Here is a 15294-nt window from a genome sequence, read left to right on the forward strand (position 1 = left end):
CGCGGGTTCGTACGTTCCAGCTCTAGCGCAGCCCGCGGATGAGCAGATCGACCAGCTGTCCATAGCTGTCGTGCGGGCCGGACACCTGCCCGATCCCTCCCAGTTCCAGGTGGACCGCACCGTGAATGGCCGTCCAGACCAACTGCGCGGCCTCGCCCGAGTTGGCGAACCGCTTGAGGGAGTCGCGACCGACGAGGCCTTCGACGAGTTCGATCAGGACCTCGAACGCGGCATGGCCGTGCACCGACGCCTCGGAGCCCGTGAGGGCGACCGGTCCGCCGCCTCCGAAGACGAGCGCGTACCGCTGGGGGTGCGCCAGGGCGAACCGCCGGTATGCCACGCATGCCTGGCGGAACCGCACTTCGGGGTCCAGCGACGGATCGACCGCGACCGCGTTCCAGAGGTCTTCGAGGGCTCGAACCGCCAGGGCGAGGAGGAGCCCTTCCTTGCTGCCGAACCGGTTGTACACGCCCATGGGTGCGACGTCGGCCTCACGAGCGACGGCCCGAACGGTGACGTTGGCCAGCTCTTCGCGGTCGAGCACGCTCTGTGCCGCTTCGAGGAGGGCCGCCTGAACCTGATCACTCGCCGTGCGGCGCCTGGGCGCCGACTCTCCGCTGGCACCCATCTGTCCCGCGCCTCCTGCCGGTCGATCACATTTCTATAGAACAGCGTGCCATAATGTTCGGCGAAGCTGGCGACCGTCGGCTCTCGACCCGCCTCCTCCGCCTGCCGTCTGTCATCTGAGCATGAACACGGAGTGATCAGTGGTGCGTTCGGATCGATGGGCGTTCGCGGGCATGCTCACGGTGGTGGTGGCGTTGGCCGTGGGCGGCGTGTCCGCGGTGGTCGGCGACCATGCCGGTTCCGCGACGCTGTGGGCCATCCTCGGCCTTGGCGCGGTGGGCGCGGGACTCGCCGTGCGGGCATCGAACCTCGCAGTCGTCGTCGCCGCGCTGCTGGCCGGGCTGGAGCTGCGCGACCCCGCACCCTGGGGCACCTGGGCCGTCGCCGGGGGACTGCTGTTCCTGTTCGCGCTGCGCCGCCCCCGCTTCGACGCGGTCACCGCCGGTGCGGTCGTCTCGGGGAGCGTCATGTTCGCCACGTACGTCCCGTTGTGGGGCACCGGCAGCGGCGGGGCGTTCGGACTTGTCGCCCTCGCGGCCGCGACGGTCGGGGTGGGCCAGTGGGTGCAGGCCCAGCGGCGTTACGTGATCGCCGAGGTGGGGCGGCGCCGCCAGGAGGCCGAGCGCAGACGGGAGGAGGTCGCCCGGCACGTCGCGGAGGAACGACTGCGGATCGCCCGTGAACTCCACGACAGCGTCGCCCATCACCTCGCGGTCGTCAGTGTCCACACCAACGTCGCCAGAGCGAACCTCGCACGCTCGCCGCAGGTCACCGAGCGCGCACTCGACGACGTCCTGGCCGCGACCCAGTCGGTGATGGAGGAACTGGGAGTCGTCCTCAGCGTGCTGCGCGCCTCGGAATCCGAACCCGTCCCCTCCACCCCGGTCGATGCCGCCATGATCGACGACCTGCTGCTGAGCTTCGAGGGCATCGGACTGAGTATCGAGACCGACGGACTGGACCACCTGCTCGCGCTCGCGCCGGTCGCCCGTACCGCCGCCCAGCGTCTCCTCCAGGAGTCGCTGACCAACGCGCAACGGTACGGCGACGGCGCCGCCACGGTGGTCGTCGCCGCCCCCGTCAACGGCTACGTCACGCTGTCGGTCCGCAACGCGTGGGTGCCGCGCGAGACGACGTCCGCCGGGAGCGGTCTTGGCCTGGTGGGCATGGAAGAACGGGTCCATCTGCTGGGTGGCACCTTTTTCGCAGGGCCGGACACGGACGGGTTCCTGGTGACCGCCCAGCTCCCGGCGACCGCGCCCCGAACCTCGAAGGAGACGCCCGTATGAGCGTCGTGCGCGTGCTCATCGTCGACGACCAGATGATGATCCGCTCAGGGATACGTGCCCTGTTGGAGACCGGTGAGGGCGTCGACGTCGTCGGGGAGGCGGGCGACGGACGTCGAGCCGTCGACATGGCGCGGGCCCTGGCGCCCGACGTCATCCTGATGGACCTTCGGATGCCGGTGCTCGACGGAGTGGGGGCGATCCTCCAACTGCGCGACGACGCCACCACCGCGGACATCGGCATCCTGGTGCTGACCACCTTCGACACCGACCAGAACGTGCTCGCCGCCCTCCAGGCCGGGGCCAACGGCTTCCTCGGGAAGTCGGCGGACCACGAGGAACTGACCCGGGCGGTCAGACGGGTCGCCGCCGGGGGTACCTCTTTGTCCGCCGACGCGACCGACACCGTCGTCGGGCATCTCGCCGACACGGCGCGCCGGCAATGGCCGCACCAGGTGGCCTCCCCGGAGGACCTGCGCAGGGCCGCGTCCCTGACCTCCCGGGAACGGGAGGTCGCGACCCTGGTCGCCCAGGGCCTGGGCAACGACGCCATCGCGGAGCGGCTGTTCATATCACCGCTGACGGCGAAGACCCACGTCAACCGGGCCATGAGCAAGATGCAGGTCCGGGACCGGGCGCAGCTCGTCGTCGCCGCGATCCGTGCGGGCCTGCTCGACGACTGACCCCTGCGGCCGTGGGTGATCCACCGGCTGATCCACCGGCCGGTAATTACGACGGATGCGGTACGCCCCTACCGCGGATGCGCGACGCCCAGGAGGCACCCCGCGCCGGAAGGTAAGGCATCGGGTCCGCACCAGCGGCCCCCGTACTGCCTTCCCGCAGGAGTTCTTCATGTCTCGATTGCTGTCCAGGGTCGGTGCCTTCAGCGCCGGCCACCGCCTCGTCGTCGCCGGCGCGTGGATCGTGTTGACCGTGGTCTTCACGGTTCTGACGATCAGCGGAGCGAAGTTCTCCGACGCCGAGTTCAGCATCGCTGGTGCCGAGTCGACCACCGCGCTGGCCACGATGGACAAGGCGTTCCCCGCGGCGGCGGGCCCCGAGTCCGGCGAACTGATGCTGGTCGTGGAGGCGCCCGACGGCACCTCGTTCGCGGATCCGGTCGGCAGGGAGCAGGTCACGGCCCTCGTGTCGCGCGCCGCCGACATCCCTGACGTCCTGTCGGCCTCGGATCCCTACGACGAGAGCCGTCCCTTCGTGTCGGAGGACGGCTCGGTCGCCGTCTCGACGCTCCTGGTCGACCTGGAGGCCGATCAGGCCGTTGTCGAAGCCGATGTCCGCGAGGCCGCGACGGACCTGACGAGCGGGGGATACACGGTCGAGCTCGGTGGAGCCCTCGACGACGGGCCGCCCGAGATCGCCAGTGTCACCGAAGCCGTCGGTGTCGTGGTCGCCTTCGTCGTGCTGTTGCTGACCTTCGGTTCGCTGGCCGCGGCCGGCGCGAACATGCTGACCGCTCTGGGCGGTGTCGTGGTCGGCATCGTGGGCGTTCTCGCCTGGTCCTCGACCGGCGAAGGCATCCAGTCCACCACGCTGATCCTCGCGCTGATGCTGGGCCTGGCGGTCGGCATCGACTACGCCCTGCTGATCCTCTCGCGGTTCCGCGACGAACTCCGCCGCGGAGCCGACGTCGACTCCGCGGTGGCACGTGCCTCCGGCACCGCCGGGACCTCCGTGGTCGTGGCCGGAACCACCGTCGTCATCGCCCTGGCGGGGCTGTCGATCGTACAGATCGCGTTCATCACCGAGATGGGGATGGGCGCGGCGTTCGCCGTGATCGTGGCGGTCGCGGCGTCGCTCACCGTCGTCCCTGCCGTGCTGAAGACCCTGGGCCGCAAGGCGCTGCCGCGCAGGGAACGCCAGGCCGCCGACAGTGCTGCCTCGGGTGCGACAGCGAGTGCGGCAGCGACCGCCTCGGCATCCGAGGCCCATCTCGACGCGCCGTCCCGGCCGCGCCTGCTGGGCCGTTGGGCCCTGCTGGTCGTCAACCGGCCCGTCCTCACCATCCTCGGTGCCACGGTCGCCGTCGTCCTGCTCGCTCTGCCGGCCCTCTCGCTCAAGACCGAACTCGACCCTCCGGGCGGCTCCGACCCGGCCAGCTCCCAGCGTGCCGCGTACACCACCGTGAGCGACGCGTTCGGTGCCGGCGAACAGAACCCTCTGATCGTGCTCTTCGAGGGTGCGGACGCGGCGGACACCGCGGCCGGCGCGACGGAGAAGATCAGCGCGGTGGACGGTGTGGTCGACGTCAGCCCCGTCCAGCCCGCCGAGAACGCGGACGTCGCCTTCGTGGCGGTCACCCCCGAACACGGCCCGGCGGACGCCCGTACCAGCGACCTGGTGTCCTCCATGCGCACGGCGATGAACGACGTGAAGGGGGCGCGGGTCTCCGTCACCGGACAGACAGCGGTGGACGTCGACGTCAACAAGCAGCTCTCCACCGGCCTCATCACCTATCTGATCTGCGTGGTCGGCCTCTCGCTGCTCCTGCTCACCCTGGTGTTCCGTTCCCTCGCGGTTCCGTTGCTGGCCACCGTCGGATTCCTGATGTCGTTCGCCGCGGGCCTCGGGGTGACGGTGGCGGTCTTCCAGTGGGGCTGGGCAGGCAGCCTGGTCGGCCTCGACGAGGCCCGGCCGCTGGCCAGCCTGATGCCGCTCATCGTGGTCGGCGTCCTGTTCGGACTCGCCATGGACTACCAGGTGTTCCTCGTCTCCCGCATACACGAGGCCCACAAGAAGGGACTGCACACCCGGGCGGCGGTGCTCCAGGGCTTCGGGCAGGCCTCTCCCGTCGTCGTGGCCGCGGCCTCCATCATGGCGGCGGTGTTCGCGGGCTTCGCCTTCAGCGGCGGTGACCCGATGGTGGCGTCGATCGGACTGGCGCTGACCGTCGGAGTCCTGGTCGACGCACTCGTGGTCCGCATGGTCCTGGTGCCCGCCGCTCTGCAACTCCTCGGCGAAGCCGGCTGGTGGATGCCCCGTTGGCTCGACCGGATACTTCCCGACGTCGACACCGAGGGTGCGGCTCTGGAGCACGAAGAACTCCTTCAGCCGCATGACAAGCAGGAACAACTCGCCGGTTCCCCCCAGGCGTAGTTGCTTCCTGGTCGGGCTGTCCCCGGACCCCGGGGGCAGCCCGGCCCATGTGTGAGGCGTACCCGGCCCGCCGGGGCGTTCGACCGAGCCGCCTCACTCCTTCCGGTCGCAGGCAACCGGCGTTGGCGCGGGAGCTGTCCGGAGCCTGGTGACCGTTTCGGCGACCTCCAGTCGGAACTGCTCGGAGAGCGCGTCGCCCGTGACGGCGCCGACCAGGTCTTCGGCCACCTGCCGAAGCTTGGTGTTGGTGTTCTGCGAGACGGTCACCAGAACCTTCCAGGCATCGTCGGCGCTCAGGCGGAAGGACGCCATGAGCACCCCGCGCGCGAGGTCGATGACAGGCCGCGTCCGCAGGGCGCGCCGGAGCTGGACCAGTTCGATCCGCAGATCCTCGTTCGCTTCGCCGAGTGATTCGACTGACTCGATGTTCCCGCCGGATGGCCGTTCCGTGTCCGGGTGCGCGCCGGTGATCCGTTCGGCGTCCTCGGTTTCGTCGTCCATGGTGAACAGGGGCAGGGTGCCGGTGACGGAGAAGAGCCGGTGCACCGCGGCGCAGACCGCCTGGATGGCGACGGTCTTGTCCTCGGCGAGCGCGCGTTGCCGCAGGAACAGCAGCACGTTGAGTCCGGAACAGTCGCAGAAGTCGACTCCGCTCAGATCGAGATCGATCCCTCGTGCCGAGCGGGCCAGGGCCGCCTGCAACCCGTCCCGCAGAGCCTGCTGCGTGACCAGGTCGATCGCACCGGTCAGCACGACGAGCGTACGGTCGCCCGCAGGGCGTGTTTCGATCTCCAGCCGGGGCCTCTCGTGACCGGTGGACGGACGGACAGGCGCCGTGGGGGCGCCGCCCCCCATCGGGTGCTGCGTCGGAAGCGCGCGTTCTGGCATGACGGTCACTCCATGGGCATCCGTGTTTCTCTGCCGCGAACAGCGTCGGTCCGAAGACCCACGTACGTCAAGAGATACATGAAATGAAGTTCACCCTTTTGAATACGTGAATCACATGTCCTATCCTGACGGCATGCGCGGAGCACCGGAATCACACAGTGGCTGGACCTTCCTCACCAACCACGCCCGTGTACTGACGGCCATCGCGGAGGATCCCACCACCCGCATTCGCGACATCGCGGCGCGTTGCAGGCTCACCGAACGTGCCGTCCAGAAGATCGTCTCGGATCTTGAGGAGGGTGGGTATCTCACCCACACACGGCAAGGGCGGTCCAACGCGTACCACATCGAGGACGGGACCATCCTGCGTCACCCCGCCGACCAGAGGCTGACGGTGGCGGAGTTGTTGTCGCTTCTTGCCCAGCACGATGTCGAACACGGCGAGGACAAGCGTAAGTTGCAGTCGGCAGGCGGCCCCGCGGCCGATCCGGAAGCCGACGTGTGACGAGTGGCCGAGGCGCTTGGAGAAGACGCATGAGTGACGACGTGGGCGACGGCACGGGCAAGGTCGTCGTGAACAGGGCGATGTCGCTGGACGGCTTCATCGCCGGCCCTGGCCACGCGATGGGCTGGATCGGCGAGTACCTGACTCCGGACGTGGTCCCGGAGGTCATGGAGGCCACGGGCGCCATGCTCGTCGGCCGGGGCACGTACGAGGTCGCCAGGGGTATGACCGCCCAGGAGACCGCGTACGAAGGGGGCGCACAGTTCGTCCTCACCCACGAGCCTCCTGCCGAGCCGGACCCCGGCGTCGTCTTCCTCACCTGTGACATCGAGGAAGCCGTCGCCACGGCACGCAGCGCCGCGGGCGGCAAGAACCTGGAGATCCTCGGTGCCGACGTGGCCGCCCAGTGCCTGCGGCGCGGGCTCGTCGACGAGATCCTGGTGTACGTCCTACCGGTACTGCTCGGCGACGGTGTCCGCTTCACACCGCCGACCCTCGACAGGATCGACCTGGAACCCTTCAGCAACACCCAGTCCGGCGCCGTAACGATGCTCCGCTTCCGCGTGCCGAAGTAGGCGCGTCCGGGGAGCGGTTGACCCACCGGGTCCGTGAGCCGTCGCGCTCGAACCGGGACCAACGGTCACCGCACCATGCCGCCCTGGCGGTCCTGCCTCTGTACTGCCTCGGAGGTGACCGGCGTGAAGAAGTTGATCAGATTGCCGTCGGGGTCCCGGAAGAGGAGGGAGCGGTTGCCCCACGGCATCGTCGTCGGCTTCTGGACGAACTCGCAGCCGAGAGGCAGCAGGCGCTGTACTCCGCGTCGACGTCGGCGACGCGGAACTCGGTGATCACCGAGTGATTGGCGGCCGGTCGGGCGGAGCCGGTGCCGAACAGTGCCACGGTGCGGCTGCCGGCGATCGCCAGCGTGCACGACCGCGTCACGAGTTCGGCGAAGTCGGGAGTCGACCACGTCGCCGTGACGCCGGTGACCTGTTCGTAGAACTCGACGAGGCGGGCGACGTCGTCGGTGATCACACGGATCGAGACGAAGTTCATGACGGTTTCCTGTCTGTGCCGGGATCGGATGGTGGGGCTCGGACGGTGGGGTTCGGCTGGAGGGCTCGGACGGTGGGGCTGTCCGCAACGCTAGGACCCATACCGGACAGGTTCCGCCCGGTATGTGCGGCAGACTTTCCGGGGTGACCACATCGACCGCCCGCGTGCTCGCTCTGCTGGAGATCCTCCAAGGGGGCGGCATCCGCACCGTCCCCGACCTGGCGGCTCGTCTCGATGTCGACGAACGCACGGTCCGGCGATACGCCGGACACCTGCTTGAGCTCGGCGTGCCCGTCGATTCGATGCGAGGCCGCTACGGCGGCTACCGGCTCGCTCCTGGCTACCGGATGCCCCCGCTGATGCTCACCGACGAAGAGGCCCTGGCCGTACTGCTCGGTCTCCTGACCGGCCGCAGGGCCGGGCTGGTCACCACGTACGTCGCCGCGAGCGAGAGTGCCACGGCGAAACTGCTGCGGGTGCTGCCCAAGGCGCTGGGGCGACGGCTGGACGCTCTGCTGGAAACGGCGGACTTCACCACCTCGCCCCGCCCAGGCGTCGCCCCGGAAACCGAGGTGTTGCTCGAACTCGCGGAAGCCGCACGGCAACAGCGGCCGGTGGTGATCAGCTACACCGACAGAAAGGACCGCCGCAGCGACCGCACCGTTCTGCCCTACGGCCTCGTGGCGCACTCCGGACGCTGGTACCTGACCGGCGCCGACCCTTCCGGCAGTGAGGTGCACACCTTCCGGCTGGACCGGATCACCGCCCTGTCGGTGCAGTCCGGCTCGTTCACCGTCCCTGCCGACTTCGACCCGGCGGCCACCGTGCTGGACAGCCTCGCGCACACACCCTGGACCCATGATGTGTCGCTGCGGATCCGTGACAGCGCCCAGCACCTTCGCACGCACCTTCCGGCCGGGATCGCCACCCTGTCCGCGATCCCGCCCACGACCGCACCGGGCGAGGCCGGCCCGGCCGACACCGCCGAGCCCCGGTCCGGCGGTGCGGGCGACTCCGCGGCGGCCGACGAGGACACCGGGTGGATCCAGGTCCGGATCCGGGCCGAACGGCTGGACTGGATCCCTCCCGTACTCGCCGCCCTCGACCGCCCGTTCGTCATCGAACACCCCGCCGCCCTGCGCGACCTCGTGCGCGCGCTGGCCCGCCGCCTGGACGAGCACGCCGCTGTCGACCCAGGCGCTCCGCAGGATCAGGTCACCGACCCTCAGCGGGACACCCCTGCGTCAGAGGCCGCCCGCGACAGCCGCGGGTGAGACGCGTTTCGCTACTCCTTCTCGCGCGCGGCGGACCGTTCGGCGATCTCGGTCCTGACCGTCTCGCGCAGCTCGTCCCACGTGAAGCCCAGGTCGCGGAGGATCCGCGCGGCCGGGCTGTCCCCGGCGCGGATCAGGCCCAGCAGGGTGTGTTCCGTGCCGACCCAGTCGTGGCCGAGGCCGGCAGCCGCGCCGCGAGCCTGCTCGATGGCCTCCTTGCTCTCCGGCCGGAACGGGATGTGACCCCGCAGTGCCTTCTCCCCGGCCGGTGGCATCGCTGCCTCGATCGCGTCGCGGACACGTCGTTCCGACTCGGATTTCGCGAGCAGCAGCTCGTACGCCAGGCCCTGCGGTTCGCCGAGCAGGCCGAGCAGGAGGTGTTCGGTGCCGATGGAGTCATGCCTGTACGTCCGGGCGGCCTCCTGCGCCAGCACGATGCTGTGCCGGTTCAGATTGGTGTACCGCTCGAAAGGGCCGGGTGCGTGGCGTTGCTGGGCGGCCTGTTTGGACACCCCGATGGCGTCGCCGATCTCCGTCCATGACGCGCCGGTCTGCTTCGCCTTGCTGACGTAGTGGTCGATGAGCTGGTCACCGAGGTCCGACAGGGTCTGGGCGCGCAGTCGCGCCTCGCTGATGCGGGCCAGTTCGTCGGCCGCGGGGAGTTCCTCGTCGAGACGCGCGATCAGGTCGGCGAGGCTGATGTCGAGTGGACTCATGCGTCAATCGTAGGTTGACGATGGAGGGCCGTCAACTTCTAATTGACGATTGCCTCGGGTTCGCCCCGCGATTTCATGCGGTTTCATGTGGTTTCGTTCATGCGATGGTCCACTCCGGAACGGTCAGCGACCGACCGTGAGCACGATCTTGCCCTGGATGTGGCCTTGGCCGGCGCGTTCGTGCGCGGCTCGGGCATCCGCGAGCGGAAACGTGCTGTCCACCGCGACGCGAACCGTGCCGGCGTCCAACAGGCTTCCCAGTTCGGCGAGTTGCGCGCCGTTCGAGCGGACCTGGGTGCCGGTGACCGTGACGCCCAGTTTCGCGGTCTCCTCCTCGTCGAATTCGCCGAAGAACACGGGGAACTGGGAGCCGCCGCGCTTGAGCGTACTCAGGAGGCGCCTGCTGTCCGGACCGCCGACGGCGTCGAGGACGAGGTCGACGTCGTGTACGAGTTCCTCGGGGCGGGCCTTGGTGTAGTCGATGAACCGGTCGGCGCCGAGTTCGCGCAGGAACGACTCGTGCGCGCCCGAGGCCACTGCGATGACATGCGCACCCTTCCATTTCGCCAGTTGCAGCGCGAGGTGTCCCACGCCACCGGCGGCGCCGTTGACGAGCACTGTCGTGTCGGCGTCGAGCGGCACCGGGCGATGCCTCGCCGCCTGGAAGGGCGAGGGGTGATCGTGCCCGAGTTCGATCAGGAACTGCCATGCCGTCAGCCCGGCCATGGGCGCCCCGGCGGCGTGCACGTGGTCGATCCCGGCCGGCTTGAGCGCGAGGTCCGACGCACGTGCGGCCACGTACTCGGCGTAGGCGCTGCCCTCGAAGCTGGGAAAGCGGAGGAGGCCGAACACTTCGTCACCGACGGAGAAGTCCTCCACATCCGCCGCGACGGCCTCGACGACACCCGACACGTCCGTCCCCGGAATCACCGGCAGTTCGAACCTCGGCCGCGTCTCCGGAGGCAGGTTGGCCATCCCGTCGCGCAGGTACCAATCCGGGGGATTGAGGCCGGCCGCGTGCACGCGAACGAGCACCTCGCCCGGCCTCGGCTCGGGAATCGGCACCTCCTCGTAACGCAGAACCTCGGGGCCGCCGTGCTCGTGCAGCCGGATCGCCCTCATGGTGTGTGTCGGCATCGTTTTCTCCTGCCCCTGGTGGGGGATACGCTGATCGGATCAGCGATCCGGTTATCCGGATCACTGAACCGAATATATGGATCAGTGATCCGGATAGTCAAGAGGGGCACATGCGGGCCGACGCCAGGAAGAACCGCGACCACCTGCTCGCTGTCGCGGGCGCCGTCATCACCGAGCAGGGTGTCGACGCGTCGCTGCGCGACATCGCGCGCAAGGCCGACGTGGGACTCGCCACGCTGATCCGGCACTTCCCGACGCGCGAGGCGCTGTTCGAGGCCCTGCTCCGTACGAGCTTCGACGAGCTGACGGAGAAGGCGGGCGAACTCGAAGAGGCGAGCTCACCCGACGAGGCGCTGGTGTCGTGGCTACGCGACTTTGTCGCCGTCGCGCACAACTACCGCGGTGTCGTGGCGTTGATGGTGGCCGCCATCGAGGACGCGGGGTCCGCGCTGCACGCCTCGTGCGTGACAATGCGCGCGTCCGGTGCGCGACTCCTCGCCCGCGCCCAGGCGGAGGGCCTGGCGCGAACGGACATCGACGGCGCCGACCTGTTCGCCCTGGGCGGCTCGCTCGCGTGGCTCAGCGACCAGCCCTCGCTCGCACCACGCGCCGATCACCTCTTCGACGTGGTCGTGAGCGCGATCCTGACGAAACCGGACCAGTAGGCGCCGTCGCCGTCACCGTCTCCGGGGGAACGCCCTCTCGGGCCCGTGGCCGAGATAGTGGGTGCCGTCACTCGGTGTCGGCGGCGAACTGGTCGGTCCCGAGCACGGTGAGCAGGGCGAGCTTGTCGTGGCTTTCCGTGCCCGGGGTGGCGGTGAATATGAGGAGCGACTGGCCCTGGTCGGGCTCCAGCAGGAGCTGGCAGTAGAGGTTCAGCCGTCCGACCTGCGGATGGACGAACCGTTTGGTCTCGCTCCAGCGCAGGCCCACCTCGTGACGCTCCCACAGACGGGCGAACTCGGCGCTGGTGCTCAGCAGGATGTCCGCCAGGTTCGCCGCGGGGGAGCCGGGCCCGTCCCGAGTCACGGCCGCGCGCAACTGCGCGACGTTGGTCCGGCTGTTCCTGTCGTACTCCTCCGGGTGGTACCGCTCTCTGGCGGCCGGATCGGTGAACCATCGGTACGTCGCGCTGCGGGCGTTGCCGGTGTACTGGGTCTGGTGGCCGAGCAGCGCCACCGCGGACGGCGTCTGGAGCAGCGTCTCGCCCAGGGGACCCATGACCTGCGCGGTGGTGCCGGCCAGGCCGTCCATGACCCGCATCAGCCCGGGGCTGACGTAGCGGAGCCGCAGATCTCGGCGCGCGGTGCGGTAACCGGCGAGCAGGAACAGGTGATCGCGCTCGTCCGGCGTCAGCCGCAGGCCGCGGGCGATGGCCGCGACCATCTGCTCCGACGGCTGCGGCCCGTCGCCGCGTTCCAGCCGGGCGAAGTAGTCGGCGGACATCGTGCAGAGCTCCGCCACCTCCTCGCGGCGCAGGCCCGGAGCGCGCCGGCGCTGTCCGCGGTACAACCCGACGTCCTCCGGTTGCAGCGCCGCGCGCCGGGTGCGCAGGAAGGCCCCGAGGGACGAGCGATCGAACGTATGGTCCATGGTCCCCATCGTTCGTCATCCGGCGGGACTTAGCCACGACCTGCCATTCAGTGGTTCCACGTGTCCTTCCAGCGCCGGTGGCGCGGCGCGTTCACTGGCATTGCGATCACCGATCACCGGGGTCGCCGCGAACCGCGAACCGCGAACCGCGAAACACCAACCACCAACCACCAACCACCAACCACCGACGACGGAGCCATGACCATGACGATGACCAGCTGGACAGCGGACGACCTCCCGGACCTGACCGGCCGTACGGTGGTGATCACCGGTGCCGGCCGAGGCCTCGGCCTGATCACGGCACGCGAACTCGCTCGGGCCGGTGCCCGTGTGGTGCTGGGGGTACGCGACACCGGCAAGGCCCGCCGCGCCGTGGCCGACCTCCCCGGAACCTTCGACATCCGACCGCTCGACGTGTCGGATCTGACCTCGGTGCGGGCCTTCGCCGACTCCTGGTCCGGCGACATCAACATCCTGATCAACAACGCGGGCGTGATGGACATCCCCGCCGCGCGCACCGTCGACGGCCTCGACCTCCAGACCACCACCAACTACACCGGCCCCTTTCTGCTGACCACCCTGCTGCTCGCGCACATCACCGACCGCGTCGTCCACGTCACCAGCGAGCTGCACAAGCAAGGCAGGATCGACCTGTCCGACCTCGACTGGCGGACCCGCAAGCACAACGGAATGCAGGCCTATCAGGCGTCGAAGCTCGCTGTCGTCCTGTTCTCCCTGGAGTTGCAGCGCAGGCTGACCGCCGAAGGCAGCCCGGTGCGCTCGGTGCTCGCCAGCCCCGGCATCGCCCGTACCGCGCTGGCGGCCCAGTCCCGGTCGAACGTCATCAACCGGTTCACGTTCCTCACCAACGCCCCCGAGCGCGGAGCACTCTCGCTTCTCTACGCCGCCACGCAGGACGTTCCCGGCAACTCCTACGTCGGACCGGACGGCCTCGGCGGCTTCCGCGGTTCCCCGGCCGTCCGCCGACAGGGCAAGGCCGGGCTCGACCCTGCCATGGCCGGTCGACTGTGGGAGGCGACCGCCGACCTCGTCGGAGCGCGCGCCCGTTGAGCTGCCTGGACAGCACCGACCACGACAACAACAAGGTGGAGACATGACTTTGCAGACACACACGATCGGCGAGCGCGGCCTGGTCGCCTCCGTCGAGGGCCTCGGCACCATGGGCATGACCGCGATGTACGGCACTCCGGACGAGGCCGAGGCGGTCAGGACCGTGCACCGGGCGGTCGAGCTGGGCGTCACGATGTTCGACACCGCGGACATGTACGGGCCTTTCAGCGGCGAGGAACTGCTCGGGCGTGCGCTGAAGGGCCGCCGTGACGAACTGACCGTGGCGACCAAGGGCGGCGGCGTCACTCTCGACGAGACCGGGGAGTTCGTCGGCGGCCCCAACGGGCATCCCGACTACCTGCGTGGGTGCGTGGAAGGCTCCCTGCGCCGACTGGGCACCGACTACATCGACATGTACTACCTGCACCGGGTCGATCCAGCCGTGCCCGTCGAGGAGACGTTCGGCGCCCTCGCGGATCTGGTGACGGAGGGAAAGGTGCGGTACCTCGGTATCAGCGAGGCGTCCTCGGCGAGCATCCGCGCCGCGCACACGGTGGCCCCGCTGTCGGCGGTGCAGACCGAGTACTCGTTGTTCAGCCGCACGGTCGAGGTCAACGGCGTGCTCGACACGGTCCGTGAACTGGGGATCGGATTCGTCGCGTACGCGCCGCTCGGCCGCGGGTTCCTCACCGGAGCCGTCCGGTCGGTGCGGGACCTGCCGGCCCAGGACTTCCGTCGTACCTCTCCGCGCTTCGCCGACGCGAACCTGGAAAGGAACCTGTCGCTTCTCGACCGGATCGTCGCGGAGGCGGAAGGACTCGGCATGACGCCTGGTCAGCTCGCCCTCGCCTGGGTGCTCGCGCAGGAAGGGGTCACGGCCCTCCCGGGAACGAAACGGCGCACCTGGCTGGAGCAGAACGTGGCCGCGGCCGCCATCGAGCTCGCCCCCGCGACCATCGCCGGGCTCAGCGCCGCGATCCCGGTCGGAGCCGCGGCGGGGGACCGGTACTCCCCGATGGGCCTGGCCTCCGTCCAGGAGTGATCCCGTACCCGACTTCGGGGCGCCTTCCCGCACGGCGGACAACAGCGGTCACAGCCGTGCGGCCGTGCGAATCAGTCCGGCGAGGGTGAGCGAGCGGCTGTGCGCGGGCCAGGCGATGTGGGTGACGACGGGAGGTGCGTCGGTGAGGGGGACGGCGCTGTGTTCGGCCCACAGCCAGGCGCGGGCCGAGTCCGGGAGGACGGCCGCCGTACGGCCCAGGGCGATCAACTGGGCCAACTGCGTCTGGTCGCGGATCTCCGGGCCGGGACCGGGTGGGTACGTGCCGTGCCGGGGCCAGCGGGCGAGCGGAAGCTCGGGGATGTCGCTGACGTCGGCCAGCGACAGGCTCGCGCGTGCGGCGAGGGGGTGCCCGGCGGGCAGGACGGCGATCTGCCCCTCGGTCTGGAGTTCCTCGCTGTCGAACCCGGCGAGGGAGTTGAACGGCGCGTGCATGAGAGCCACATCGGCGCGGCCGTCGCGCAGCAGCCCTTCCTGCTCGCACATGCCGCACGGCAGTACTTCGATCTCGACGGCGTCGGGCTCGGCCGCGTAGGCGTCGAGGAGCTTCTGCAGCAGTTCGTGAGAGCTGGCGGCCTTCACCGCGAGCACCAGGCGATTGCGTGGGGCGCCCGGAGTGTCGGCGCCCCCGGCGCGGCGGGCGCGGCGAGCGGCGGCGGCCGTCGCGTCGAGGGCCGCGCGACCCTCGTACAGCAACACCTCGCCGGCGTCGGTGAGCGAGACGCCGCGGCGGTTGCGTTCCAGCAGCGAGACGCCGAGCCGTCGTTCGAGCTGCTGGATCGCCCGGGACAGCGGTGGCTGGGACATGCCGAGTCGCTCGGCGGCGCGGCCGAAGTGCAGTTCCTCGGCGACCGCCATGAAGTACCTCAACTCGCGGGTCTCCAAGGTGTCCATGGCCACAGCGTAACCCAGCGGTGATACCTACCGGGTATGACAGGCCACCGTATCGGTGTTGGATGCACCGGTC

General features: G+C 69.7%; 15 protein-coding genes and 1 pseudogene. 9 read left to right on the top strand and 7 right to left on the bottom strand.

Annotation, left to right across the window (positions count from 1 at the left end):
* Positions 1-22: 22 nt before the first annotated feature.
* Positions 23-628 carry a TetR/AcrR family transcriptional regulator gene (locus ACIP79_RS31350; protein ID WP_401228556.1) on the bottom strand — a complete coding sequence of 202 codons (606 nt, stop codon included), beginning with the start codon at positions 626-628 and terminating at the stop codon, positions 23-25.
* A gap of 142 nt (positions 629-770) precedes the next feature.
* Here ACIP79_RS31350 and ACIP79_RS31355 point away from each other — a divergent pair, with 142 nt between their 5' ends.
* The 3 genes from ACIP79_RS31355 to ACIP79_RS31365 all read left to right on the top strand — a co-directional run bounded on the left by ACIP79_RS31355 (position 771) and on the right by ACIP79_RS31365 (position 5027).
* Positions 771-1916 carry a sensor histidine kinase gene (locus tag ACIP79_RS31355; RefSeq protein WP_401228558.1) on the top strand — a complete coding sequence of 382 codons (1146 nt, stop codon included), beginning with the start codon at positions 771-773 and terminating at the stop codon, positions 1914-1916.
* The gene (locus ACIP79_RS31360) at positions 1913-2596 is read left to right on the top strand and encodes a response regulator (RefSeq protein ID WP_401228560.1); all 684 of its coding nucleotides are present in this window, start codon (positions 1913-1915) and stop codon (positions 2594-2596) included. The genes ACIP79_RS31355 and ACIP79_RS31360 overlap by 4 nt, the downstream gene beginning before the upstream one ends.
* Positions 2597-2765: 169 nt before the next feature.
* On the top strand, positions 2766-5027 hold the full coding sequence (locus tag ACIP79_RS31365; RefSeq protein WP_401228562.1) for an MMPL family transporter: 2262 nt from the start codon (positions 2766-2768) through the stop codon (positions 5025-5027).
* 93 nt (positions 5028-5120) lie between these two features.
* Here the strand turns inward: ACIP79_RS31365 and ACIP79_RS31370 are convergent, their stop codons facing one another.
* The gene (locus ACIP79_RS31370; RefSeq protein ID WP_401228564.1) at positions 5121-5915 is read right to left on the bottom strand and encodes an anti-sigma factor antagonist; all 795 of its coding nucleotides are present in this window, start codon (positions 5913-5915) and stop codon (positions 5121-5123) included.
* Between the two features lie 133 nt (positions 5916-6048).
* On the opposite strand from ACIP79_RS31370, the gene ACIP79_RS31375 reads away from it, so the two are divergent.
* Together ACIP79_RS31375 and ACIP79_RS31380 are read left to right on the top strand one after the other, a co-directional pair.
* Positions 6049-6420 carry a helix-turn-helix transcriptional regulator gene (locus tag ACIP79_RS31375; protein ID WP_383690416.1) on the top strand — a complete coding sequence of 124 codons (372 nt, stop codon included), beginning with the start codon at positions 6049-6051 and terminating at the stop codon, positions 6418-6420.
* A 29-nt stretch (positions 6421-6449) separates the two neighbouring features.
* Positions 6450-6995 carry a dihydrofolate reductase family protein gene (locus tag ACIP79_RS31380; RefSeq protein ID WP_401228566.1) on the top strand — a complete coding sequence of 182 codons (546 nt, stop codon included), beginning with the start codon at positions 6450-6452 and terminating at the stop codon, positions 6993-6995.
* Positions 6996-7060: 65 nt separating this feature from the next.
* Here ACIP79_RS31380 and ACIP79_RS31385 read toward each other — a convergent pair.
* Positions 7061-7476: pseudogene (locus ACIP79_RS31385) on the bottom strand (VOC family protein).
* 143 nt (positions 7477-7619) lie between these two features.
* Here ACIP79_RS31385 and ACIP79_RS31390 point away from each other — a divergent pair.
* Positions 7620-8750 (top strand): helix-turn-helix transcriptional regulator, encoded by a 1131-nt coding sequence (locus tag ACIP79_RS31390; RefSeq protein WP_401228568.1) that lies wholly within the window; start codon positions 7620-7622, stop codon positions 8748-8750.
* Positions 8751-8761: 11 nt separating this feature from the next.
* Here the strand turns inward: ACIP79_RS31390 and ACIP79_RS31395 are convergent, their stop codons facing one another.
* Together ACIP79_RS31395 and ACIP79_RS31400 are read right to left on the bottom strand one after the other, a co-directional pair.
* The gene (locus ACIP79_RS31395) at positions 8762-9466 is read right to left on the bottom strand and encodes a Clp protease N-terminal domain-containing protein (RefSeq protein WP_401228570.1); all 705 of its coding nucleotides are present in this window, start codon (positions 9464-9466) and stop codon (positions 8762-8764) included.
* A gap of 123 nt (positions 9467-9589) precedes the next feature.
* A complete protein-coding gene (locus ACIP79_RS31400; RefSeq protein WP_401228572.1) occupies positions 9590-10603 on the bottom strand; it encodes an NADP-dependent oxidoreductase in 1014 nt (337 codons plus the stop codon).
* A gap of 110 nt (positions 10604-10713) precedes the next feature.
* Between ACIP79_RS31400 and ACIP79_RS31405 the strand changes: the two genes are divergently transcribed.
* The gene (locus ACIP79_RS31405) at positions 10714-11268 is read left to right on the top strand and encodes a TetR/AcrR family transcriptional regulator (RefSeq protein ID WP_401228574.1); all 555 of its coding nucleotides are present in this window, start codon (positions 10714-10716) and stop codon (positions 11266-11268) included.
* Positions 11269-11335: 67 nt separating this feature from the next.
* Here ACIP79_RS31405 and ACIP79_RS31410 read toward each other — a convergent pair whose 3' ends face one another.
* Complete coding sequence (locus tag ACIP79_RS31410; RefSeq protein WP_401228576.1) at positions 11336-12205, bottom strand: helix-turn-helix transcriptional regulator; 870 nt, start codon at positions 12203-12205, stop codon at positions 11336-11338.
* Between the two features lie 195 nt (positions 12206-12400).
* Between ACIP79_RS31410 and ACIP79_RS31415 the strand changes: the two genes are divergently transcribed.
* Both ACIP79_RS31415 and ACIP79_RS31420 read left to right on the top strand, forming a co-directional pair.
* Entirely contained in the window at positions 12401-13267 is an 867-nt protein-coding gene (locus ACIP79_RS31415; protein WP_401228578.1) for an SDR family NAD(P)-dependent oxidoreductase, read from the top strand.
* Between the two features lie 43 nt (positions 13268-13310).
* Complete coding sequence (locus tag ACIP79_RS31420; protein ID WP_401228580.1) at positions 13311-14309, top strand: aldo/keto reductase; 999 nt, start codon at positions 13311-13313, stop codon at positions 14307-14309.
* Between the two features lie 48 nt (positions 14310-14357).
* Here the strand turns inward: ACIP79_RS31420 and ACIP79_RS31425 are convergent, their stop codons facing one another.
* Positions 14358-15221: a LysR family transcriptional regulator gene (locus tag ACIP79_RS31425; RefSeq protein ID WP_401228582.1), complete on the bottom strand. Its 864-nt coding sequence runs from the start codon at positions 15219-15221 to the stop codon at positions 14358-14360.
* Between the last annotated feature and the right edge of the window lie 73 nt (positions 15222-15294).

This window comes from Streptomyces sp. NPDC088747, from assembly GCF_044751025.1.
In the GTDB taxonomy this organism is placed as follows: domain Bacteria; phylum Actinomycetota; class Actinomycetes; order Streptomycetales; family Streptomycetaceae; genus Streptomyces.